The 23443-nt window shown below is 70.8% G+C and carries 22 protein-coding genes; 9 read left to right on the plus strand and 13 right to left on the minus strand.

Annotation, left to right across the window (positions count from 1 at the left end; genetic code table 11):
* Positions 1-2: 2 nt before the first annotated feature.
* Both KF837_10285 and KF837_10290 read right to left on the minus strand, forming a co-directional pair.
* On the minus strand, positions 3-1025 hold the full coding sequence (locus KF837_10285; GenBank protein MBX3227694.1) for a hypothetical protein: 1023 nt from the start codon (positions 1023-1025) through the stop codon (positions 3-5).
* Complete coding sequence (locus KF837_10290; protein MBX3227695.1) at positions 1025-2674, minus strand: hypothetical protein; 1650 nt, start codon at positions 2672-2674, stop codon at positions 1025-1027. Before KF837_10290 ends, KF837_10285 begins: the two co-directional genes overlap by 1 nt.
* A 60-nt stretch (positions 2675-2734) precedes the next feature.
* On the opposite strand from KF837_10290, the gene KF837_10295 reads away from it, so the two are divergent.
* From KF837_10295 to KF837_10305, 3 genes are all read left to right on the plus strand, one after another.
* The gene (locus KF837_10295) at positions 2735-3403 is read left to right on the plus strand and encodes a hypothetical protein (GenBank protein MBX3227696.1); all 669 of its coding nucleotides are present in this window, start codon (positions 2735-2737) and stop codon (positions 3401-3403) included.
* An 8-nt stretch (positions 3404-3411) separates the two neighbouring features.
* Positions 3412-4323 (plus strand): hypothetical protein, encoded by a 912-nt coding sequence (locus KF837_10300; GenBank protein MBX3227697.1) that lies wholly within the window; start codon positions 3412-3414, stop codon positions 4321-4323.
* A gap of 92 nt (positions 4324-4415) precedes the next feature.
* Positions 4416-5273, plus strand: coding sequence for an Hsp33 family molecular chaperone HslO (locus KF837_10305; protein MBX3227698.1), 858 nt, complete (start codon positions 4416-4418; stop codon positions 5271-5273).
* Positions 5274-5284: 11 nt separating this feature from the next.
* On the opposite strand, the gene KF837_10310 is transcribed toward KF837_10305, so the two are convergent.
* On the minus strand, positions 5285-6142 hold the full coding sequence (locus tag KF837_10310) for a hypothetical protein (protein MBX3227699.1): 858 nt from the start codon (positions 6140-6142) through the stop codon (positions 5285-5287).
* A gap of 158 nt (positions 6143-6300) precedes the next feature.
* Here KF837_10310 and KF837_10315 point away from each other — a divergent pair, with 158 nt between their 5' ends.
* Positions 6301-7965 (plus strand): hypothetical protein, encoded by a 1665-nt coding sequence (locus KF837_10315; protein ID MBX3227700.1) that lies wholly within the window; start codon positions 6301-6303, stop codon positions 7963-7965.
* Positions 7966-7998: 33 nt separating this feature from the next.
* On the opposite strand, the gene KF837_10320 is transcribed toward KF837_10315, so the two are convergent.
* Both KF837_10320 and KF837_10325 read right to left on the minus strand, forming a co-directional pair.
* Positions 7999-8733 carry an SDR family NAD(P)-dependent oxidoreductase gene (locus KF837_10320; GenBank protein MBX3227701.1) on the minus strand — a complete coding sequence of 245 codons (735 nt, stop codon included), beginning with the start codon at positions 8731-8733 and terminating at the stop codon, positions 7999-8001.
* Between the two features lie 42 nt (positions 8734-8775).
* On the minus strand, positions 8776-9567 hold the full coding sequence (locus KF837_10325; GenBank protein ID MBX3227702.1) for an HAD family hydrolase: 792 nt from the start codon (positions 9565-9567) through the stop codon (positions 8776-8778).
* 29 nt (positions 9568-9596) lie between these two features.
* On the opposite strand from KF837_10325, the gene KF837_10330 reads away from it, so the two are divergent.
* A complete protein-coding gene (locus KF837_10330; protein MBX3227703.1) occupies positions 9597-10739 on the plus strand; it encodes an acyl-CoA dehydrogenase family protein in 1143 nt (380 codons plus the stop codon).
* A 2-nt stretch (positions 10740-10741) separates the two neighbouring features.
* Here the strand turns inward: KF837_10330 and KF837_10335 are convergent, their stop codons facing one another.
* The 6 genes from KF837_10335 to KF837_10360 all read right to left on the minus strand — a co-directional run bounded on the left by KF837_10335 (position 10742) and on the right by KF837_10360 (position 17551).
* Positions 10742-13270 (minus strand): MMPL family transporter, encoded by a 2529-nt coding sequence (locus tag KF837_10335; GenBank protein MBX3227704.1) that lies wholly within the window; start codon positions 13268-13270, stop codon positions 10742-10744.
* The gene (locus KF837_10340) at positions 13267-13704 is read right to left on the minus strand and encodes a phosphatidylglycerophosphatase A (GenBank protein MBX3227705.1); all 438 of its coding nucleotides are present in this window, start codon (positions 13702-13704) and stop codon (positions 13267-13269) included. Before KF837_10340 ends, KF837_10335 begins: the two co-directional genes overlap by 4 nt.
* Entirely contained in the window at positions 13701-14621 is a 921-nt protein-coding gene (locus KF837_10345; GenBank protein MBX3227706.1) for an inositol phosphorylceramide synthase, read from the minus strand. Before KF837_10345 ends, KF837_10340 begins: the two co-directional genes overlap by 4 nt.
* Positions 14618-14995 (minus strand): GtrA family protein, encoded by a 378-nt coding sequence (locus KF837_10350; protein MBX3227707.1) that lies wholly within the window; start codon positions 14993-14995, stop codon positions 14618-14620. The genes KF837_10345 and KF837_10350 overlap by 4 nt, the downstream gene beginning before the upstream one ends.
* Positions 14996-15093: 98 nt before the next feature.
* On the minus strand, positions 15094-16161 hold the full coding sequence (locus tag KF837_10355; protein MBX3227708.1) for a CDP-alcohol phosphatidyltransferase family protein: 1068 nt from the start codon (positions 16159-16161) through the stop codon (positions 15094-15096).
* Positions 16162-16234: 73 nt separating this feature from the next.
* Positions 16235-17551 (minus strand): inositol-3-phosphate synthase, encoded by a 1317-nt coding sequence (locus tag KF837_10360; protein ID MBX3227709.1) that lies wholly within the window; start codon positions 17549-17551, stop codon positions 16235-16237.
* 158 nt (positions 17552-17709) lie between these two features.
* Between KF837_10360 and KF837_10365 the strand changes: the two genes are divergently transcribed.
* Both KF837_10365 and KF837_10370 read left to right on the plus strand, forming a co-directional pair.
* Positions 17710-19077 carry an HD domain-containing protein gene (locus tag KF837_10365; protein MBX3227710.1) on the plus strand — a complete coding sequence of 456 codons (1368 nt, stop codon included), beginning with the start codon at positions 17710-17712 and terminating at the stop codon, positions 19075-19077.
* Positions 19078-19098: 21 nt separating this feature from the next.
* Positions 19099-20538 carry an alginate export family protein gene (locus KF837_10370; protein ID MBX3227711.1) on the plus strand — a complete coding sequence of 480 codons (1440 nt, stop codon included), beginning with the start codon at positions 19099-19101 and terminating at the stop codon, positions 20536-20538.
* A gap of 3 nt (positions 20539-20541) precedes the next feature.
* Here KF837_10370 and KF837_10375 read toward each other — a convergent pair whose 3' ends face one another.
* Entirely contained in the window at positions 20542-21132 is a 591-nt protein-coding gene (locus tag KF837_10375) for a DUF882 domain-containing protein (protein MBX3227712.1), read from the minus strand.
* Positions 21133-21170: 38 nt separating this feature from the next.
* On the opposite strand from KF837_10375, the gene KF837_10380 reads away from it, so the two are divergent.
* The gene (locus KF837_10380; GenBank protein MBX3227713.1) at positions 21171-21800 is read left to right on the plus strand and encodes a sigma-70 family RNA polymerase sigma factor; all 630 of its coding nucleotides are present in this window, start codon (positions 21171-21173) and stop codon (positions 21798-21800) included.
* Entirely contained in the window at positions 21797-22651 is an 855-nt protein-coding gene (locus KF837_10385) for a lysophospholipase (GenBank protein ID MBX3227714.1), read from the plus strand. The genes KF837_10380 and KF837_10385 overlap by 4 nt, the downstream gene beginning before the upstream one ends.
* Here the strand turns inward: KF837_10385 and KF837_10390 are convergent.
* On the minus strand, positions 22639-23424 hold the full coding sequence (locus KF837_10390; GenBank protein ID MBX3227715.1) for a hypothetical protein: 786 nt from the start codon (positions 23422-23424) through the stop codon (positions 22639-22641). The two genes, KF837_10385 and KF837_10390, sit on opposite strands and share 13 nt — an antisense overlap.
* Between the last annotated feature and the right edge of the window lie 19 nt (positions 23425-23443).

Here is a 23443-nt window from a genome sequence, read left to right on the forward strand (position 1 = left end):
CTTCAGGGGATCCGGCGCGCCGTCATCTTGCCGGTGCCGGCGCCGAGATCGACCGGCGGGATCGGCGCGCCCTCCGTCGTGGCGCCGGCGACGATGCGATCGGCGGTGAGGGTGCCGCTCGCGCGGACGACGCCGTCCGGGCCCGGCGCGAAGCGGGCGGTGAGGACGAGCCCCTCCGCCGTGACCGGCGGCTGCTCCACCGCCATCGTCGCCGGCGCGGTGAGCACGCCCGTGCCTTCGCCGTCGTCGGCGGCGCAGCCCGCGGCGACGAACGAGAAGCCGATCGGCGGGGTCGGGTTCGGGGCGAAGTCGGTGTGCTCCTCGACGTCGTTCGCGATCTCGGACGGGAGCGCGCACGCCGGCGCGGGCAGGAGGCGGCACACCGTGTCGGCGCTGCACGCGGTCGGGCAGGTCAGGTCCGTCCGGCGATCGCCGCTCGTGAAGCGGCCGGTCAGCGCGCCGTTCGTCGGATCGATCGTGAGGTCGGCGAAGATCTGGATCTGGAGGCCGACCGGCCGCTCGACGTCGAAGAGCATGAAGTAGCGGCCGCTCTCGAGCCGGGTCGCGCCGCCGGTGCACTTCACGCCGTAGGAGAAGGGGATCTTCACGCGCCGGTTCGAGGTGCGCCCCATCCGCGAGCGGAGGCCGGGCTCGACGAGGAGGAGGAGCTTCGGGCCGACCGGCATCGTGCGCGCGGGCGTGAGGACGACGGCGGTGCGGTCGGGCGTGAGCTCCGTGCGCGTGTTGAAGTCCGTCGTCGGATCGTGGCGGAGGAGGACGTCGAGCTGGGTCTGTGGATCGGCGTCCTCGTCGGCGAGGTTCCCCTCCGCGTCGGTCACGTCGTGCACGATCGCGAGGCGCAGCGTCGCCGGATCGATCTCCGTGCCGAAGCGGATCACGAGCGGCGCGCGCGAGTCCTCCAGCACACCCGTCTCGCCGCCCTCGATGACCGGCTCCGGCGGGGCCTCGTAGCGCTCGCACGCGATCGCGGCGACGAAGAGGAGGGGGAGGGTTCGGGGCAGCATCAGAAGAAGAAGCTCGCGCGGGTCTGGAAGAGGAAGCTCCGCACCGCGTCGCCGTTGGCGTCTTGCAGCGCGCTGCCGGGGAGGAGCATCGCGCCCTCCACGTCGGCCGCGAAATGTTCGTAGAGGCGGTATTGGAGCCGGAGATCGAATTCGGTGCCGTAATAACGGCCCGGGCGGCCGCCGGCGTAATTGACGAGGTCGTCGTCGATGCGGGCTCCGTCGCGGCGCTGGAGCGACGCGATCGGATCGACGACGCGCGCCGGCGCCCACGCGAAGAGGACGCCGCCGCGGATCAACATGTCCTTGATCGGATGAAGGTCGACCTGCGGGAAGAGCGCGGCGGCGTTGGTGAACGAGCCGCGCGTGGCGACCTGATCGACGGGGAGGGAGGGCGCGTTCAGATTACGAAGTAGCGCGATGCCCGACGCGGCGGCGCGCGCGCTCTGATAAGCGAGGACGTGCTCGAAGAGGAGGAGCCCGACCCGGGAGTCTTGCGCAAATCGGAATTGCGTGAGCGCGGTGTTGACGTTGGGGTCGGCGTCGCCGGAGGCATAATCGCCTTCGAGATAAAGCGAATAGAACGGGCGGTCGTAGCGCACGACCGCGCGCGCGCCGAGCTGGTGGATGTCCTGCTTCACCGCGGGATCGTTCGTCACGACGCGGTAGGCCGCACCGACCTCGCGTGTCGCGCCGGTGAGGAAGGTCGCCTCGATCCCGGCGTGGAGGTCGCTCCCGAGCTTCGACATCAGCCGCCCGCCGATCGCGGAGACGCCCGTGTCGTTGTCCTTGCTCCAGCGGTACGCGTGGTAGAGCTGCGCCTCGAAGTCGCCGCCGATGCGATGGGTCGGCTCGAGCCAGCGCAGCGCCGTGATCCAGCCGTGGAGGTCGTCGGCGTAGCGCTGCGGGTTGTCGCCCGAGAGGCGGTCGTACGCGAGGATGAGGAAGCCGCCGCGCCCCTCGCTCGCGTCGCGCTCCGCCGGCGGCTTGAACGCCTCGAGCGGCTTCGTCGCGAAGAGGACGCGGTCGGCGCTGTTGCCGCGGCGCGCGAAGCCGAAGCGGTTCTTGCGCCCGTCGCCGTCGTTGACCACGACCGAGGCGCCCTCCGTGAACGGCTGCCGCCCGATGCGGAAGAGGCCGATCGGCGTGAGCACGTCGCCGTAGAGCCGGCGCACGAACACCGGATCGGCGCTGCAGAGGCCGTAGCGATAGCTGTCCGGGCTCGTCGGCGAGTCGCCGGGCCGGAGCGCGACGCAGGGGCCGGCCGCGTTCGGGTTGATCGTCGCGACGTCGGCGCCGCTCGTCGTCGGCACGGTGTCGGCGCGCGTGCCGTTGTCGCCCCACAAGACGCCGTCGAGGACGTCGGTCGACGTGACGATGCGGACCTTGTCCTCCCAGTCGAGGCCGGCGTCGAGGCGGAGGCGATGCTCCACCACCCCGTAGTTCCGGTCGCGCGCGCTCGCGAGATCGAGCGGCCTCACGACTGCGGCGTTGGCGCGGTATTCGACCCCACCCTTGAAGCCGACGGACGAGCTGATCGGCAGGCGCGCCGGCGGGCTCACCGGATCGGCGTCCGACCACGGCTCCGCCGCGCCCGCGCGCGACGTATGAGCGAAGAGCGCGAGCACGACCGCCCCGGCGAGTCTCTTCACCGCCCGCAGGATCTCCGTAGGCTCGCGGATGCGCAAGCGTCTTCGTGCTAGCGTGCGCGCGTGCGCTTCGGCGGTGCGGCTCTCTTTCTCCTCGGTCTCGTCGCGCTCGTCGTCTGCACCCTGAACGGGTGCGGCACGTTCTTCACGTGGAACGGGCGCAACCCGATCGCGTCGGTGCCGCTCCCGGACGGGCAGACGCACCACTCCTTCACGCCGTGGGGAGGCCGCCGCTACACGCTCGCGGTCCAGGCCGTGTTCGATCCCGCCCACGTCGCCGACCGCGACGGCATGGCGGCGGTGGAGGCTCGGATGTCGCTCGTCGTCCGGGTGAAGGACAAGGCGGGGACCACGCTCGCGGAGACGGTGGGCTGGCTCGATCCGAACGAGCGCCCCAACGTGTTCTACTCGCGCCCGCTCCACGCGCCGGCCCGCGTCGCCGCGCGCGAGATCGCGGTCGAGCGCTTGACCGGACCGTTCCTCGTCGCGTCGGACACGCCGCTCGACGTCGACGTCGATCTCGGGCCCGATCGGGTCGGACGTCATCCGCTGCTCGAGCGTCGCCTCGTCATCCACGACGACGCGCTCCCGCCGGCGATCCGGAACGCCGCGATCGGCGCCGTCGTCGCGTCGCTCTCCACCGCCGCGGGCTTCGTCCTCCTTCTCCTCGGCTGGTGGCGCGGACGACGGCGCCGGAAACGAAGTGGCGTTCCCCGCGAGAGCGTCGTCTAATGCGGCCAATGTCCATCTTGCGTACGAGCCGCGCGACCGTGTTCGCGCTCTCGCTCGGAGTCGCGCTCGGGGCGGCATATCTGCCCGGGGAGGGCGAGGCTCACGCCCAACGGAACCGTCCGCTCACGAAGAAAGAGCGCCAGAAGAGGAAGCAAGAGCAGGAAGAGGCCGCGAAGAAGAAGAAGGAGCAGGAGCGCAAGGAAGCGGAGGCCGCGGCCGCGGCGGAGGAAGAAGAGAAGAAGAAGGCAGCGGCCGCCGCCGCGGCGACGCCCGCGCCGGCGGAGCCGCAGCCCGCGCCGGGGGAGTGGGACGACACGGTCGAGGCCGAGAAGGCGATCTACGTCCAGGCCGATCTCGGCTACACGCGGCCGGACCTCGCCACGATCGACGTGTCGTCGATGGCCTTCGACAACAGCGCGTCGAACGGCGTCCTGCTCGGCCTCGCCGCGGGCTACCGCAAGAAGGACCTGTCGATCGGCCTTCGCTACCGCATCTACGACGCGTCCGACTTCACGCTCTGGTCCTTCGCGGTCGCGGCGAGCTACGCGCTCAAGTACCGCCCCGTCACGCCGATCTTCAGCGCGCACCTCGGCTACGTGTTCGACCAGAGCATCGAGCCGAGCGTCATCCGCTCCTCGCTCCCCGAAGGGACCGTCCTCCCGCCCGACGTCGACGTGAAGGGCCTCCTCCTCGGCGGCGAGGGCAGCGCGAATTACTGGGTCACGAAGTGGTTCCGCGTCGGCGCGTTCCTCGGCCTCGACTTCATGTTCCTCTCGCGCGCGAAGGCGCCGCGCCCGCAGTCGATCTTCGGTCCCTCGCCCGAGGTCGACGAGCTCCCGCTCTACAAGGAGGGCGGCTTCGGCATCGGAGTCACGCTGAACCTCGGCCTCCGTGGCTCGTTCGACCTCGGCATCGAGTAAGCTCCAGCCATGCCTGCGGGCGATCCGGACGTCGGTTGGTGACGGCGGTGACGGATCGACGCGGACGCGCGATCGTGCGAAGATCCTCCGGAGTGGTTCACGAAGACAACGTGCTGCGCGCGCTGACGGACGACGGCGCGTTCCGCGTCATCGCCGCCGACACGACCGCGACCGTACGCGGCGCGATCGAGGCGCAGCGCCCCGAGGGCGCCGAGCTCACGCGGGTGTTCGCGGACCTCCTCACCGGCGCCGTCCTCGTCCGCGAGAGCATGGCGCCGGAGTACCGCCTCCAGGCGATCCTGCAGGGCAACGATCGCCGCGCGCGCATGGTCGCGGACACGCACCCCGACGGCGCGACGCGCGGGCTCCTCCAGATCGGCGGCGCCAAGACGATGGCCTTCGATCAGGGCGTCCTCCAGATCGCGCGCACGCTCCACAACGGCGCGCTCCATCAGGGCGTCGTCGAGGTGCCGCAGGACAACCCCACCATCTCGGGCGCGCTCATGGCGTACATGCAGGCGTCGGAGCAGGTGGCGACGGTCATCGCGGTCGGCGCCTACGTCGCGGCGGGCGAGGTCGTCGCGGCGGGCGGCTACATGGTGCAGCTCCTCCCCGAGGTCGCGGAGGGCCCGCTCATGGTGATGACCGAGCGCCTCCGCGACTTCGAGGACATCGTCCCGCTCCTCGCGCGCGGCGCGGCCTCCCCGGCGGCGCTCCTCGCGGAGACCCTCTACGGCATGCCGTACACGAAGGTCGGCGATCGCCCGGTCTCCTTCGGCTGCAACTGCTCCCCCGAGCGCCTGATGGGCAGCCTCGCCTCGCTTCCACGCGCCGACATCCAGTCCCTCCTCGACGGCGGCCGCACCCTCGACATCGAATGCGACTACTGCCGCAAGACCTACAAATTCACCGTCGACCAGCTCAAGTCGCTCCTGGCCCCGGCAAACTGATCCTGCCGTGATTATGCGCTGATGATGTGCGCGAGGACGGCGATGCCGGTGGTTGCGGTCGCGAGGATCGCGAGGGTGCGGGCGTCGCGCATGCGGTGCAGCGTGCCGTTGGTCCAGCGGTCGTGGTGGCCGGCGGCGATGTCCTTTCGCGCGAAGAGAGGCATCTCGCGGTAGACGTCGCGGCCCTCGTAGACGGCGGGTTCGACGATGACGTCTCCCGCCGCGATGTAGATGCGCGGGCCGATGCGGCCGAGCGAGGCGCCGGTGGGGCTCTCGACGAGGCCGTCGTTCCGGAGCGTCGCGCTCTGCCAGTTGCGGAGGCGCGTCGCGTACGGGCGCGCGAGGAGGACCTTCGACACCGCGAGGGAGAGCGCGCCGATGGCGACGAGGAAGACGAGGGCGCCGACGTTGTTCGGCTCGAGGAGCCGCTTGGGACGGAAGACCGAGCCGCTCGTCTCCGTCTTCCGGAACGCGACCGTCGGACGCCCGACGTAGTCGACGGCGATGAACGCGCCCGTCTCGCGGTCGCGTCGCAGCTCGAACGTCTTCGCGCCGCCGGGGAGCGGGATCGTGGTGCACGAGCAGGCGGCGTCGGGGCGCCGCCACACGACGCGGACCTGCTCGTAGACCGACGGTCCTCCGCGGCTCGTTCGGAGCTCGGCCTCGATCTCGAGGTTCGAGCCGACTTCGACCTCTCGCTCGGCGTGCGCCGGATCGGTGAGCTCGCCGAGCGGGACCTCGACGAGCGTGCCCTTGCACGGCTCCATCGCGTGACGAACCACGCTCCGGACGATGAAGATGCCGGCGGCGAGCACGGCAGCGAGCGCGAAGAGGACGAGGGCTCGCGTCAGTCGGTACGTTTTGGCCACCGGCTCTTGGACGCATGAGCGGAGCGAACGTTTCCGTACGGGCAAGAAGATCTGGGAAATGGGCGCGATTTCGAAGGTTTGCGAGGCAATGCACAACCGCGTCTCAACGTGGGGGCAGTGAGTGCATCATCTTACAGCGGTGCTAGAGCGAGGGCGTCATGGGGATCCTCGCCCGCGCTTCGCTTCTCCTGCTCCTCGGAGCCGCCGCCTGCAGCCCCGCGTCCGAGGACGCCGCGGCGAGCACGGGGGACCTCACGAGCCTCACCGCGCGTTCGCGCAAGCTCGAGTTCGCGGGCTACGTGTACGTCGAGGACGGGATGAGCGACGTCCAGATCCTCCTCACCGTGAAGCAGCAGACGCAGTCGGCGTTCGGCGCGCTCCAGGCCGCGAACGTCGGCGTCAAGTCGCGCGAGCTCGCGAACGTCGATCCGGCGACCTTCCTCAAGGTGCCGGTCGAGGTCGTCGACAAGAACGCGCCCGAGGGCTCCGTCCCGCGCCACATGATCCGCGTCGCGTACACGTACAGCGACGAGGCGATCGTCCCCGTCACGCTCGCCGATCGCTCCGCGCTGTCGCTCGCGCTCCTCGGGACGAACTACCAGTCGCAGTCCGCGAAGATCCTCCCCGAGTGCACGAAGAACGACACGCTCGCGCACGAGTTCCAGAACTCGGTCTGGTACGTGTTCGACCCGCAGGTCGCCTCGTGCGCCCCCGCGATGGCGGACGAGCAGAAGAAGATCGACGCCGATCGCGCCGGCCTCGACGAGACCCAGATCCCGGCGAGCGAGCTGACGCGCCTCTACATTCCGACGACGGTGAAGCTCTCGCCGACCGACGAGGCGCAGGCGACGAAGTATCCGGAATACGACCTCCTCTATTCGGGAATGGGCGTCGAGTCCGGCAAGCTCGTCATCGGCATGGTCAACGGCCTGATGGCGGACTGGGCCGCGGGCGAGACGCACGAGCTCTACGAGGACGCCGGTTATCCGATGTGGTTCGGCGGCATGCGCGAGGTGTTCATCGCGCGCCCCGGCTTCGAGCTCGTCAAGGTGGAAGGCGTCGAAAAGCCCCTCGACTACGAGGTCGCCGGCGTCCCGATCCACTTCAATACGTGGAAGGACCTCATGGCCTTCGAGCTCGACAAGGTGAATCCGCCCGGCATGGGCGGGCTCGCGCGCGACGAGGTCCGGAAGGTCATCGCCGATACGCTGTCGCTCAAGTGGGTCGTCTTCGAGGCCCCCGTCACCGTGCGGATGAACGGCGAGAGCTACCCGCTCACGATCAAGCTCCAGACCTATTTCGGCTCCGACACCGATCAGACGCCGCACAAGCGCGCGATCAAGACGAGCGACATCATGGTCTATAATGGGCATTCCTACATCGGATATGGCCCGCTCGATCCGAGCCGCTTCACGCCCGAAGACTTCCCCGGCAGCTACCAGGTCCTGCACATCAACGGCTGCGTCTCGTACAATTATTACAACAAGGATTACGTCCCGCTGAAGGTCGGGGGTACGAAGTCCCTCGACATCGTCACGAACGGCCTCCAGAGCTGGGTGACCGAGAGCGGGCAGGCGACAGGCCGTTACGTCGGCGCGTTCATCGACGGCCACATGAACAGCTACAAGGACATCCTCGTGAAGTCGCAGTTCACGTATTACGGCTACGAGTGGGGCATGGACGCGCTCCGCGTCGTCGACGGCGAGCTCGACAACACGTACGACCCCGCGACCAAGCCGATCGCGATCGCGAACGGGCACCCCGCGCCCGAGCCGCCGCCGGTCACCGAGCCGCCGCCCGTGAACCAGCAGGTCGCGCACTGACGCGTCGCGCACGCGGCTCGCGTCGCGCGCGGCTCACGTCATGTAGAGCCCGCCGTTGACCTGCACGGTCTGGCCGGTCACGTACGGGTTTCGCACGATCGCGAGGACGACGTCGGCCACCTCGTCGGGGGTGCCGAAGCGGCCGACCGGGATCTTCGCCGGCTGAGCGGCGGGGTTGCCGGCGAGCATCTCCGTCTCGATCAGCGCGGGCGCGACCGCGTTCGAGGTGATGCCCTCCTTCGCGAGGAGGGAGGCGTAGCTGTGCATCAGGCCTTCGAGGCCGGCCTTCGAGGCGGCGTAGTGCGGGCCGACGATGCCGCCGACGCGGACGGCGGTCGACGAGAGGAAGACGAGCCGGCCCCAGCGCTGGGTCCGCATCGCGGGGAGCACCGCCGAGGTCACGATGAACGGGGCGCGGAGGTTGGCGGAGAAGGTCTTGTCCCAGGTCGCGAGCTGGACCTGCTCGAGCGGGAGCGCGCGCGCGATCCCGGCGTTGTTCACGAGGATCTCCACCGGCCCGAACGTGCGGCGGACGTCCTCGACCATCGCCGCGACCTCGTCGGGATCGGTGACGTCCGCGCGGACGACCATCGCCTCGCCGCCGAAGGCGCCGATCTCCTCGACGACGCCCTCCGCCTCCTGCTCGTGCACGCGATGGTTCACCGCGACGCGCGCCCCCGCACGCGCGAGCGCGAGCGCGATGCTCCGCCCGATCCCGCGGCTCGCCCCGGTGACGAGCGCGACCCGCCGCTGTAGCGAGTGTGTCACGTCGCGGTGCCTACCAGCATGCCCGTTGCTCCAGCGAGTGTGTCACGTCGCGGTGCCTACCAGCATGTCGTGCACGCCGGGCTCGGCGAGCGTCGCGAACGCGTGCTCGGCGCCGCACGCGCGCAGCGCTGCGCAGGTGAAGCCGCCGGTCGCGACCGCGACGCACTCGGCCGCGAGGCCCTTCGCCGCCGCGACGTCCTTCGGAGTGTCGCCGATGACGACGACGCGGCACTCGGCGAGCGGTCGCCCGAGCCGCGCGGCGCCGCGCTCCGCCCCCGCGCGCAAGAGCTCCGTGCGGTCCTCGGCGTCGCAGCCGAAGCCGCCGAACGCGAACGCGTCGCCGAGCGCCGCGCGCACGAGCTTCGCGTACGCGCCGCGCTTGATGTTCCCGGTGCCGAGGCCGATCGCGAGGTGCCGGTGATCGCCGAGCGACCTCACGAGCGCCGCGACCCCGGGCAGCACGAGATACCCCTCCGAACGCGGCAGCTCCTCTTCGAGCAGACCGACATACGTCTCCAGGAAGTGCTCGATGTCTTGATCGCTCACTACCCCTCGAAGGGGCCCCAGAAGCGGCCGCTTCAGCGGGCGCGAAGCGCCCCGAGCGCTCCGCGCGAGGGCCGTGTCTGGGGTGGGGGTGTCGGGGGCGAAGCCCCCGACGTTGAACGCGTAGCGTGCGATCGCGCGGTCGGTCATGCCGGCGAAGGAGAAGCCGTCGAAGACGTTGGGGACGCCATGGATCCGCGCGGCCTCCGCCATCGCGCGGCGGCCGGCGCCGCCGGTGCTCACGAGGGTGCCGTCGAGATCGAAGAGGAGGACCGTGGGCCTCTGCTGCATCGGGGTCGCTTACGGTAGCATCGCTCGTCATGCCTTACCTCTTCGAGACCGAAGAGCACGCGCTCCTCCGCGAAAACGCGCGCCGGTTCGCGGCGAAGCACATCGAGCCCCACGCGCACGCCTGGGAAGAGGCGAACGAGTTCCCGCGCGAGCTCTACCGCGCCGCGGCGGAGGCGGGGATGCTCGGGATCTCGTACCCCGAGAGCGCCGGGGGCAGCGGCGGCGACGTCGGGCACGCGCTCGCGGCGTCGGAGGAGATGGTCCTCGCCGGGAAGTCGGTCGGCACCACCGTCGGGCTCGGGAGCCACGCGATCGCGCTCCCGCCCATCGTGCGCCACGGCACCGAGGAGCAGAAGGCTCGGTTCGTCGCGCCGGTCCTGCGCGGCGAGAAGGTGAGCGCCCTCGCGATCAGCGAGCCCGACGCCGGGAGCGACGTCGCGCGGATCAAGACGAAGGCGGTGCGGGACGGCGACCACTACGTCGTCCGCGGCAGCAAGACGTTCATCACCTCCGGGTGCCGCGCCGACCTCGTCACCGCCGCCGTGCGCACCGGCGGCGAAGGGCACGGCGGGATCTCGCTCCTCGTCATCGAGCGCGGGACGCCGGGGTTCACGGTGAGCAAGAAGCTCGCGAAGACGGGGTGGTGGGCGAGCGACACCGCGGAGCTCGCCTTCGACGACTGCCGCGTCCCGGCCGCGAACCTCATCGGCGAGGAGGACCAGGGGTTCTTCGCGATCATGGTCAACTTCGCGAACGAGCGGCTCTACCTCGCGGGGCAGTGCGTCGCGATCGCGGAGCTCGCGTACCGCGAGTCGGTCGCGTACGCGCGCACGCGCACCGCGTTCGGCAAGACGCTGATGGGCCACCAGGTGACGCGCCACAAGCTGGCCGACATGGCGACGCGCATCGCCGCCGCCCGCGCGCTCGTCGGCGAGTGCGCGACGCGCGTGATGCGAGGGGAGCAGGTGCCGGCGCTCTGCGCGATGACGAAGAACGCCGCGACGGACATGTGCTCCTTCGTCGTCGACCACGCGGTGCAGATCCACGGCGGCGCCGGCTACATGCGCGAGACCGTGGTCGAGCGCCTCTACCGCGACGCGCGGCTCTACCCGATCGGCGGCGGCACGCGCGAGATCATGAACGAGATCATCGCGAAGACCGAGGGGTACTGAGCTTATTGAATCGCGCTCGCCTGGAGCTCGGCGGCCTTCGACGGGTCGGGGTCGTGCGCGCCGATCATGTGCAGGAGCGACGGGAGGAAGAAGAGCGCGACGACGAGGCACGTGAGCTCGCCCGCGATCGCGAGGTGGCCGAACGAGCGGAGCGCCTGGTTGTCCGCGAAGAGGAGCGAGGCGTAGCCGACGGTGGTGGTGTAGCTGCAGAGCGTGACCGCGCCGAGGTGGAGCTTCAACGCGCGCGTGACGTCCTGGCCGAGCAAGCGTGAGCGATCGAAGATGTTGAACGGATACTCGGAGCCGATGCCGAACGTGATCGGCAGCGCGATGAAGTTCAGGAAGTTGAGGTGCGCGCCGCGCCACGCCGCGCCGCCGAGCATCCAGACCACGCCGATGATCAGCGAGACGAGCACGGAGACCGCGCCCTTGATCGACGACGTCGCGACGACGACGACGACGCACACCGCGGCGAACGCGACGAACGTCGCGAGCGGACCGTCGCGCTCGAGCGAGCGGATCATCTCCGCGAACACGGTCGCGCGGCTCGCGGTGTCGACGCGGGTGCCGTCGGGGAGGACGATGCCCTCGAGCGCCGCCGCCATGCGGAGGAGGTTGTGGCCGTCGTTGCGGGAGACGCCCTCCTTGTAACGGATGTAGAGGACCGTGCCGACGGTGCCGTTGCGCTCGGAGAAGCGGCTCTTGAGGAGCCGCGGGAGGTCCTCCGGGTGGAGGACCTTCAGCGTCTCCGGCGGGATCATCTTCGTGATCTTCTGCTGCTCCTCCTCCGTGAGGCGCGCGAGGACGCGCGGGGTGAGGCGCTCGCGGATCCGCTCGAGGACCTCGAGCTTCTTCGTCTGGAGGTCGACCGCGCCGGGGAGGAAATCGTCGATCGTGGTGATGTCGTCGATGAGCGCGCCCTCTCGATCGAGGCGGTCCTTGTCGAGGATGCGCGCCTTCACGAGCGGGGCCTGCTCGATCTTGTCGACGAGGACGAGCGAGCCGTCGAGCTTCGTGCCCTTGCCGAAGATCAGGTCGACCGCGGTCGTCACCTGGAACGCGCCGCCCTTGCGCGCGACCTGCGAGCCGAGCTTGTCGAAGTCGTACTCCCACGGGTCCTTGAGGAAGGTGGGGAGCTTGAACGCGGCGACGAGCGTGATCGCGGTCGCGACGCCGACGAAGACGCGCGGATACTTGGCGGTGAGGTCGCCGACCCAGCTCGCGATCGGGCCGCGGCTCTCGTCTTCGCCGAGCACGGCCGGCTTCTCGCGGAGGAACGCCGGCATGCGCGCCTGGAGGCGCTCGACGAGGACGACGAGCGCGGGGAGGCAGGGGATCATCGAGATCCACACGAGCAGCATGCCGACGAAGCCGATGACGCCGAACTGGCTGAAGCCGCGGAAGCGCGTCACCGTGAGCGAGCCGTACGCGATGCTCGCGACCGCGGAGCCGACGAGCTCGGCGCGGAAGGCGTTCCAGACCGCCTCGCGCCGCGCGAAGTCCGGCTCCATCCCGCGCGCGCGGAACTCCTTGTAGCGGGAGTAGAGGACGATCGGGTAGTTGACGCCGTTGCCGAGGATGATCGCGCCGAGGAAGGCGCCCGACGAGTTGACGTACCCGTACTGGTAGGTCGCGAACGCGTACGCGCAGCCGACGCCGAAGAGGGGCGGGAAGCCGACGAGGATGAGCGCCCACGGCGAGCCGTAGAACCAGATGACGCCGCCGAGGATGAGGACCGCCGCGATGACGGTGCCGATGAGGGCCTCCTGCACGAGCGAGTCCTTCTCCGCCTTCGCGTTCGGGATGTCGCCGCCGTAGCCGATCTTCATCTCGGGGTGGAAGCTCGCCGGCTTCAGGTTGGAGATGAGCTCCTGGAGCTGATCGATGATCCTCTCGTCGTTCGTCCCGCCCATGCCGGACGCGGTCGTGAAGATGCGCATCGCGAGCTGGGTGCCGGCCGGGTTCGCGAAGTAGCCGGTCGGGAACTCGTCGCGCTCCTTCACCTTCTTCTCGAAGCGCTCCTCGAACTCGTCCATGCCGAGGGCGTGCTCGGCGGTGGCGTCCGAGTCGCCTTCGAGGTCCTCGACCATGCCGCTCTTGATCGCGATCTGGCGATCGAGCTTGTTGTCCGCCTCCTCGAGGTCTTCGAGCGACGCGTAGAGCCACTTGTTGTCCTCGAAGAAGGCGCGCGTGTCCTTCGTGCCGCTCTCGATCGAGGAGATGGAGCTCCGCAGCTCGCTCTTGTCGATCGCGGCGTGGAGCTCGTCGACGAAGCGCTCGTTCGCGGCGCGCTCGGGCGACTCGACGAGGACGAAGATGGTCGCCCCCCCGCCGACGCGCTCGAGCCGGCGCTCGAACGCCATGAAGCCGGGGCTGTCGCGCGGGAGGAGCTCCATCACGTCGGAGCGGATCTGCAGCCGCGACGCGTACCACCACGACGCGATCATCAGGAGGAGCGCGCCTCCTACGACCAGGAACGGACGGCGGTTGCCTAGATTGACGAGCGCGTCGACGAGCTTCCGGAGGCTCACGGCACCACTGCTACGACGGCGGCCGCGTAGACGCCAGCGGCTATGTCGTCGAGGATGATCCCCCAGCCCCCCGGCAGGCGCTCGGCCCGTCGCGCCGGGAACGGCTTCGTGACGTCGAACAGGCGGAAGAGCCCGACCGCGAGGACGATCCCGAGCGTCGAGCGGGCGGCCGCGAGCGCGATCATGACCCCGGCCACCTCGTCGATCACGACGATCTGCGGGTCCTTCGTCTCGGTGCTCTCCGCCACGACGCCGGCCGCCCAGACCCCGACCGCGGTGAGCACCGCCGCGGTGGCGAGGACCGCCGCCGTCCCGCCCTCGCGGACGAGGAAATAGAGGGGCAGCGCGCCGAAGGTGCCGACCGTGCCGGGAGCGATCGGGACGCGGCCGCACCCGAACCACGTCGCGAGGACGAACGCGATGCGCTTCTTCACGCGGTCTCGGGCTCCGCCGCCGGTCCCGCCGCGCGCGCGTCGCGGGGCACGGCCTTCCCCACCGCCCACGCCGCGCCGACGGCGAAGGCGCTGCCGAGGAGGGCGTCGAGGAGCCAGTGGTGATCGAGGTAGATCGCGGAGAAGACCATGAGGAGGTAGTAGGCGACGACGGCGACGCGGAGGCCGCGCCCGAACGCGCGCCAGCCGACGATCGCGATGAGGAGCGGGTAGGCGCAGTGGAGGGACGGGAGCGCGCCGAAGACGCTGCTCGCCTTCGAGTACATGCCGTGGAAGTAGTGGACGCCGAGCAGGGCGTCGACCCGCGCGAGGACGGGGCCTTCGCTCGCGCGGGTGGCGAGGTCGACCGCGCAGCCGTGGGCGTGGAAGTACCACGGCGGGGCGGCGGGGAGGGCGTGGTACGTCGCGAACGCGGCGAGGTTCATGAGGAGGAACGCCCAGCCGAAGCGGCGCATCGCGGGGCGGTCCTTCACGTAGAGGTACACGTTGAGCGCGGCGCACCACATGATGAACGTGCCGTAGGGGACCGCGCAGAGGACGTCGAGGGCGGGGTGGTGGTGCTCGCGGAACCAGTCGTGCACGGTGAAGCGCTCGCCGCCCGACCCCCAGCCGAAGAGCCGCGACTCGACCGCGCGGAGGTCGCAGAGCAGCACGCGCGCCTCGCTGAGCCCGACCTTCTGGAAGGGCCGCATCGCGTCGAAGACGGTGCCGACGAGCGCGAACGGCATCAGCGCCCCGACGAGCTCGCGCGCGCGCGGTCCGATCGCGGAGAGCCCGACGATGACGACGAACGGCGCGAGGTGCTCGACGCGGAGGTCCCGCCGCGCGGCGCAGTAGACGGCGTAGACGGCGAACGGCGCGAGGAGGAGGGCGGTGCGCCGAACGACGGGCGACGTCACGCACGCACCCGGAACACGAACCGCGTGTGCAGCGGGTACGTGTAAAATACACTTGCCGCGACGGCGGCGAAGACGCGCGCGAGCGGGTAGGGGATCGCCGCCGCGCGCAGGACGAGCGCCATCAGCGCGGCGTTCACGATCGCGCCGCCGGCGCAGACGAGGGCGTAGCGCCGCGCCTGCGAGCCGAAGGAGCCGCCGTGCCGCCGCGCGAAGGCCCACGTTCGCGAGAGGAGGAAATTGAAGGCGCCGCCCGCGAGCGCTCCCCCGAACGCCGCGGTCGGCGCGGCGACGCGGAGGCCCTCGACGCACGCGATCATCACGAGGAAGTCTACCGCCGTCGCCGCGAGCGCGGCCGCCTGATGCCGCCCGAGCAACGAAGCGCTCGCGAGCGGCGCGTCGTCGCTCGCCGGTTCGGCGGGGGGCGCGCTCGCGAGCCGTGCGTGTCGGTCTGGCTTCGGCGGCGAGGGTGGGCTCATCCGGCGCCTGCTGCGGCTGGGAGCGGCGCGGTCGCGTCGATCGCGCGCGGGCCCGAGTCGGGCGTCGCCGTGTCGGGCTGGCGTGGCCCCGTGTCGTCGAGGCCGCGGGGCTGGCGCGGGCCCGTGTCGTCGAGGCCGCGGGCGGGGGGAGCGACGGCGCTCAGGGGCTGCGGGCCCGTGACGTCGCGGTTGCGTGGGGGGCGCGCCGGCACGAGGCCGGCGAGCGCCGCGCGGGCGGCGGGCTCCAGCTGGTGCACCCCTGCTTCTCCGAGCTCCACGTCGGGCAAGGTCGCGGCGAGCTCCGTCGCCGCGTGGAGCTGGGCTCGCTCTCGCTCCGCCGCGTGGCGGCCCGCGCGGAGCAGGCGCTGCGCCGAAGACACGTTGCCGAAGAGCGCGATGACGCCGACCGCGAGGAGGACCGGCGCGAGCGCGTAGCGTCCGCAGAGCGGCGCGATCGTCGCGGCGACGAGGACGTAGGCGAGCCGGTGCGCGCGGCGGATCGGGACGCGGCCGCCGGGATCGTCGAGGTGGAGCTCGCGCTCGATCGACGACGCGTAGCTGACCATGAACGAGCCCACGATCGCGGCGAGGACGAGCGCGAGGTGGAGCGCGCTCGCCCGCACGTAGAGGCCGATGCCACCGAGGAAGAGCGCGTCGACGTAGCGATCGACGGTGGTGTCGAGCACCTTCCCGAGCGGCGAGGACGTGCCGCTCTCGCGCGCGACGAGGCCGTCGAGCGCGTCCGCGAGCGCCGCGACGCACGCGATCGCCGCGCCGGCGCCGAAGTGCCCGCCCGCGAACGCCCCCGCCGCGCCGATCGCCGCGACGAGCGAGAACAGCGTGACCGCGTTCGCGCTCACGCCGAGGTGGACGAGCAGGCGACCGAGCGGCACCAGCGCGCGATAGACCGCGTGCATCGGGCCGCGTCCGACGAGGACCAGCCCTTGCTCCCGCTCGACGCGCGCGGCTCCGCTCGGACGTCCCGCCGCGCGATAGGCGATCAGCGCCGCCGCGAAGAGGGCGACGACCGCGACCGAGCAAGCGACGTCGAGCGTGATATCCAAGTAGCCTCAGAGAACCAGAGAGACCCGAGAGAACCAGCGAGCCCGCGGGAGCCCCTCTCGAACAAGACCTCCCTCAATCGTAATATTCGTGTCCCAGGTGCGTGATGAGGTCCTCGCCGACCGTCCAGCGGAGCGTGTTCTTCAGTTTGATGAGCTGGACGAACAGGTCGTGATCGGGCTGGAGGCCCGGCGCGGCCATCGGTGACTTGAAATAGAAGCCGAGCCACTCCTGGATGCCGCGGTAGCCGCAGCGCTGGGCCCAGTCCAGGAAGAGCGCGAGATCGAGGACGATCGGCGCGGCGAGGATGGAGTCGCGGCAGAGGAAATTCAGCTTCATCTGCATCGGATATCCGAGCCAACCCGCGATATCGATGTTGTCCCAACCCTCCTTCGCGTCGCCGCGCGGCGGGTAGTAGTCAATCCGGACTTTGTGGTGGTAATCGCCGTAGAGGATTGGGTGCTGCTCCGGCTCCAGGATCGCGTCGAGCACGCCGAGCTTCGACTGCTCCTTCGTCTTGAACGACGCCGGCTCGTCGAGCACCTCGCCGTCGCGATTGCCGAGGATGTTCGTCGAGTACCAGCCGCGGAGGCCGATCATGCGCGCCTTGAGGCCGGGCGCGATGACCGTCTTCATGAGCGTCTGGCCCGTCTTGAAGTCCTTGCCTGCGATCGGCGTCTGGGTCTCCTTCGCGAGGAGCTCCGCCGCCGCGAAGTCGACGCCGAGGTTCGGCGCGCCGTTCGCGAACGGGATCCGCTCGTGGAGGAACGCCCACGCGTAGATCTGCGTCGCCGAGATCGCGGCGTCGTCGGCGGCGAGGCCGCGCTCGAACGCCTCGATCGAGCCGTGGACGCCGTTCGCGGCGGTGAACGTCTCGGTCGAGCCGCACCAGATCGCGACGACGCGCTCGGCGCCCGACTCTCGCTTGAAGCGGCGGATGTCCTCGCGCACCCGCTCGACCGCGTCGAGCTTCGTCCGCGCGTCGTCCTTCACGTGCACGCCGCGGAGCCGCGGGACGTACTCCTGGTAGAACACGCCCTTCATCGGCTTCACCGCCGCGAGCTCGTCACGCACCGCGTCGAGGTGGTGGCCTTCGAGCACCGCCGCGCGCTTCGCCGCCTCGTAGCCGTCGTCCGGGAAGATGTCCCACGCCCCGAACACGACGTCGTCCAGGCTCGCGAGCGCCACGAAGTCCTGGATCCGCGGCATCCGGCGCTCGTCCCGGCGCCCGAGCCGGATCGTGCCGAGCTGGGTGAGCGAGCCGATCGGTGGGGCGAGCCCCCGCCGCGCCAGGAAGACGCCGGCCATGGTCGTCGTAGCGACCGCCCCCATTCCCACGAGGAGGACGCCGAGCTTGCCAGTCGCCGGCTCGATCCGGTTCGGTCGCTGCATGTTGGCCGTCCGATGCCACCTCCTCCGCGCGCGTCGCGCATAAAGCGACGAATCGTAGCTTTGTTCGGCCGGCCCGGCCGCGGCGGCAATTCGCCGGCAAATAGCCACGTTGCGCTTCGCGACGAACCGCCCGGCGCTATCCTGGTCGTCGCATTCCCATGGCTGACTTCGACCTGAAGGCCGTCCCCAACCACGTCTTCACCATCGCGCAGAAGCTGAGGTCGGCCGGGTTCAAGTCATGGATCGTCGGCGGCTGCGTGCGCGACTCGATCCTCGGCAAGAAGGTCGCAGACTGGGACCTCGCGACGAACGCGCTGCCGAAGGACCTCATGAAGGTGTTCCCGCGCGCGATCCCGACCGGGCTCCAGCACGGCACCGTCACCGTCGTGATGGAAGGGCACCACTACGAGGTCACCACCCTGCGCGGCGAGACGACGTACTCCGACGGGCGCCGCCCCGACGCGGTCCACTTCGTCGAGGACATCACCGCCGACCTCGCGCGCCGCGACTTCACGATCAACGCGATCGCGGTCGACTCCGACACCGGCGCGCTCGTCGATCCGTTCGAGGGACGGAAGGACATCGACCGGAAGGCGATCCGCGCGGTCGGCAAGGCGATCGAGCGCTTCTCCGAGGACGGCCTCCGCGTCCTCCGCGCGGCGCGGTTCTGCGCGACGCTCGAGTTCGACCTCGACCCCGAGACCTTCGCCGCGATTGGCCCCACGCTCGACACCTTCAAGAAGGTGAGCTCGGAGCGCGTCCGCGACGAGTGGGTCAAGACGATGAAGGCGAAGCGTCCGTCGCGCGCGTTCGACGTGATGCGCGACTCCGGCATCATGGCGATCACCTGCCCCGAGATGATGGAAGGCGTCGGGATGGAGCAGAACAAGTGGCACACCTTCGACGTGTGGCGCCACGGCATGGCCTGCATGGACGCCTGCGCCGGCGATCCCATCCTCCGCATCGCCGCGCTCCTGCACGACGTCGGCAAGCCGCGGACGCGCGCGTTCAGCGACAAGACGCAGGACTACACGTTCTACGATCACGACAAGGTCGGGGCCGAGATCGCGGACCCGATCTGCGAGCGCCTCCGCTTCTCGAACGAGGAGCGCGGGCGCATCGTCCACCTCGTCCGGCACCACCTCTTCCACTACGACAACTGGTCCGACGCCGCGGTGCGCCGCTGGATCCGGCGCGTGGGCCGCGACCGCATCCCCGATCTCGTCGCGCTCTCGGAGGCGGACCTCCGCGGCAAGGGCCCCGAGATCGACCCCGCGATCCTCCTCCCGCTCCAGGCGCTCGAGGCCCACGTCGAGCGCATCTTGGCGGAGGGCGCGGCGCTGTCGGCGAGCGATCTCGCGCTCGACGGCAACGTCCTCATCAAGGAGCTCGCGCTCACGCCGGGGCGCATCATCGGCGAGATCCTGGCCCACCTCCTCGAAGAGGTGACGAACGATCCGGGCCTCAATACCAAGGACAACCTGCTCGCCAAGGCCCGCGCTTTCGTGAAAGCCCGCCAGAGCTGATTCGTGTTAGGTTCGCGGCCGATGCGCTTCCTTGCGGGCTCGGTCATCCTCGCGGGGCTCCTCGCCTCGAGGACCGCCGCGGCCCAACAGCCGCCGGCGGCGCCGACCACGATCGCGGTGGGCGACTGGCAGCTCGCCCCCACGATGGAGGTGCGGGTCCGCGGCGAGTACCGCCACGACGCGCCCGACCTCGGCGGCCTCGACATGTACGGCCGCGCGACCCCGCGGACGCGCGACGCGTGGGTCGTGCTGGAGCGCACCCGCGTCGGCCTCGGCGCCGAGCGCGGCGCCCTCCGCGCGCAGGTCACGCTCCAGGACGCGCGGGCGTTCGGATCGCCCTCGCCGAACGCCACCCTCGCGGGCGCGCGCGGCCTCGGTCAGCTCGCGCCGTACGAGGGCTTCCTCGAGATGCGCACGAGCGGCGTGCGCCCCACCTACCTGCGCCTCGGGCGGCAGGCGGTGGTCTGGGGCGAGGGGCGCCTCGTCGGCAACGCGGACTTCTCGCCGGTCGGCCGCTCGCTCGACGCCGCGCGCGCGCACGTCGCGGCGGGCAACTTCGACTTCGAGGCGCTCGCCGCGATCCTCGAGATCCCGCAGCCGCTCGGCGCGGCCTTCGGCGATCGCTCCGGCTCCAACACCTCCGGCGTCCAGCTCTACGGCGTCACCGTGAAGTGGACCGTCGACCCGCTCTTCCGCGTCGAGGCGTTCGGCCTCGCGCGCGTCGCGCGATCGAGCGGCGCCGAGCTCGACGGCTCGCGCTTCGCGATCCAGCGCGCGGTCGGCGAGCGCTACACCGGCGCGCTCCGCGTCTCGGGCGACGACAAGGGCTGGAGCTACGGCGCCGAGGGCGCGTACCAGATGGGCAACGCCGACACGCTCCGCTTCAATGGCGCGGACATCGCGGCCTGGGCCGCGGCGGCGCACGTCCAGAAGACGCTCGAGCAGATCGTCCTCACGCCGACCTTCCGCCTCAACGGCTCGTACGCGTCGGGCGACGACGGATCGGGAAAGTACACGCAGTTCGATCCCCTCCTCGCCGATCCGCAGCGCTTCCACGGGATGATGGACCTCTTCGCGTGGTCCAACATGTTCGACCTCGGCGGCCGCGCTACGGTCGTCCCCTGGACCGACACCGCGCTCTCGTTCGAGTACCGTTACGCGCAGCTCGCGAAGTCACGCGGCGAGTGGATCGGCAGCTACCTCACCGCGGTCGGCAGCGCGACGCGACCGCCCGTCGTCGCGATCACGCCCGCGCCGGCCGGCGCCAACGTCGATCCGAGCCTCGGTCACGAGCTCGACGTCGGGTTCTCCTGGCGCCCGTGGATGCCGCTCGAGCTCCGCGCGAGCTGGTCGGGCCTCCTCCTCGGCGACGGCGCGAAGGCGATCATGGCGTCGCACCAGCGCGGCTCGCACAACCTCGCGCAGTACGCCTTCCTCCAGGCGACGCTCAACGTCCCGTAGGGCTTAGGTCCCGCTCCAGCGTCGGCGCGGGCCGACGTCGGCGTGCACGAACCAGTCGTACTTCATCGAGTAGGTGCCGACGCCGCCCTCCCAGCCGAGCGCGCGGATCTCCTGCTCGAGCAGGAGCGGCTCGAGGCCGAGCTCCGCGTCGGGCGGCACGATCCGGAAGTCGACCGCGTGCCCGAGCGAGTGCTGCGAGTGCGACGCGACGTGGTGTCCCTTCTTCCGCATCATCTCGTTGAGCTTCGCGCTGCGGTAGCCGCTCACGAGCTCGATGCGCGCGCCGGGGTGTCTCTTCGCGAGGCTCCGGAGCAGCTCGAGCAGTCGCGGATCGAAGGCGTGGCGCTCGCCGGTGACGCGATCGGCGAGGAGCTCCGCGAAGCGCGCGGCGGAGGGAGACTCGTCGTCGAGCGGGACGCGCTCGTCGGTGTGGGTCTGCACCAGCGTCGCGAGGAGCGGCGGCGGCTCCAGCGTCTCCGCGCGCGCCTTCTTCACCGCGAGCCCGTTCGATCCGGACACGTGCGCGTCGACCGCGCTCGGCGTCGCGACGAGCGCGGCGGCGGTCGCGGCGAGAGCGGCGCCGAGGCGATGCATGCCTTTCGATCCTATCCTTGTTACGCTGGCTGCGCGAAATGTCCTCCGGCGCCGTGCCCGACGTGCAGCTCCTCGCGCGCATCGCCGAAGGCGATCCGAACGCGATGGCGGAGCTCTACGATCGGCACGTCGCGACTGTGTTCCCGATCGCGCTCCGCGTCCTGCGCGACCGCGCCGAGGCGGAGGACGTCGTCCACGACTCGTTCGTCGCGGTGAGCGAGCGCGCGGCGCAGTACGTCCCCGAGCGCGGCAGCGTCATCGCCTGGCTCGTCACCCTCGTCCGCAACCTGAGCATCGATCGCACGCGGCGGCGCGAGCGTCGCGGCGTCCTCGCGCGCGAGGTGATCGCGCACGAGCCGCCGCCGCCGGTGCCCGACCCCGAGGCGCTCACCGCCGACGCGAAGGAGCGCGAGACGATCCGCCGCGCCCTCGCGCGCCTCCCCGACGCGCAGCGGCAGACGCTCGAGGTCGCGTTCTTCGAGGGCCTCAGCTACCCCGAGATCGCCGCGCGCGAGGGCGTGCCGCTCGGGACGATCAAGTCGCGCGCCGCGCGCGCGCTCGCCGCGCTCCGGGAGGCGCTCGCGAGCGAAGGGCTCACGGTGGACGCGGCGCCTGGCGCCGCCACGCCGATCACGCAGACCACACAAGGAGCTCAAGGAGCAAGGTGAGCATCGAGCTGCACGAGGCTGTCCTCTCACGCCGCGCCGGGAACGGCCCCGATCTCTACTACGCGTCGGCGATGCCGGCCGACGTGAAGGCGGTGCTCGGGATCGTCCCCGGCTACGCCGATCACGGCGCGCGCTACCGCCACGTCATGGGCGCGCTCGCGGAGCACGGCATCGGCTCGATCGCGATCGACCTGCGCGGCCACGGGCGCGCGCTCGGCACGCGCGGCTTCTGCAACCGCTTCGACGAGTTCCTCGACGACGCGCGCGAGCTGCGCGCGCTGGTGGAGGACCGCGCGAAGAAGGCGAAGGCGCCGGCCTTCCTCTTCGGCCACAGCTTCGGCGGGCTCGTCGCGTCCTCCAGCATCCTCGAGAGCGCGGGCGCGTTCAAAGGGCTCGTTCTCTCCGCGCCGTTCTTCGGGCTCGCGCTCGAGGTCCCGAAGATCAAGGTGCTCGCGGGTCGCGTCGCCTCGCGGCTCTACCCGAAGCTCGGTCTCCCGAGCGGCCTCCACGGCAAGGACATGACGCACGATCCCGAGCGCGCGAAGGCGTACGACGAGGACCCGCTCGTGTTCCCGAACGCGACGGCGCGCTGGTTCACGGAGGCGGTGAAGGCGCAAGAGCGCGCGCTCGAGAACGCGCCGAAGCTCACGCTCCCGCTCTACATGGCGTTCGGCACGGCCGATCGCGTCGCGAGCTTCACCGCCGGCAAGCGCTTCTTCGAGCGCGCCGGGAGCAAGGACAAGACCTTCGACCCGCGCCCGGACCAGTTCCACGAGATCCTCAACGAGCCCTCGTGGAAGGAGCTCGTCGAGTCGATCTCAGGCTGGATCGGGGAGCGCTACTTGCAGTAGCCCATGTCGCGCGAGCCGGTCGTGCGGGCGGGGAGGCACTCGCGGCCGTCGGGGCACTTGGAGGTCGAGCTGCACAGCTCGATCTCGCTCTTGTCGGTCTTGCACGAGGTCGCGCACTTCGTGCCCGCGATCTTGTAGATGAACTGGGCGCCGCACGCGGCCGGCGGGGCGCCGGTGCCGGTGTACCTGCCGACGTTGACGTAGTCGGTGGCCTCCGCGCCCGCCGCCGAGAACGCGCAGCAGGTGCGGCCGGACCCGCAGTTGGAGGCCGCGTTGCACTCCCAGGTCGTGCTGCCGTTCTCGACCCACGTCGAGCCGTAGCCGGGCGCGGCGGCGCTGCAGTTGTCCTGGCCTTTGTCCGTCTTCGAGCCCGGCGCGCAGAACGAGGGCGGGAAGGCGGAGCCCTCCCGGCCGGGGTTGCAGCACGTCTCCACGTTGGAGCAGTTGGAGGCGCCGCCCGAGTCGGGGCCGCCGTCGCGGAAGAAGCCGCAGTAGAACCCGGCTGACGTGTTGCGGAGGCGCGGGGCCGTCGCGCAGTCGGCGCCGCCGGCGTCCTTCGGGCCGCCGTTGTCGTCGTCGTCGTCGTCATCGACGTCGACGTTGTCGTCGTCGTCGTCCGCCGGCTTCGGCTTGCCGGAGCTCGACGACGTGCTGGACCCACCGCCGGGGAGGGGCACCGTGCTGTTGTCGGTATCGCACGCGACGAGGACGCCCACGCCGACGAACATCGACGCGACGAAGAAAAGCGCAAGACGACGGGTTTGCGGCTGCATCCCCTGTGGCGTAGCACAG

It is taken from the genome of Labilithrix sp., assembly GCA_019637155.1.
Lineage (GTDB): Bacteria > Myxococcota_A > Polyangia > Polyangiales > Polyangiaceae > Labilithrix.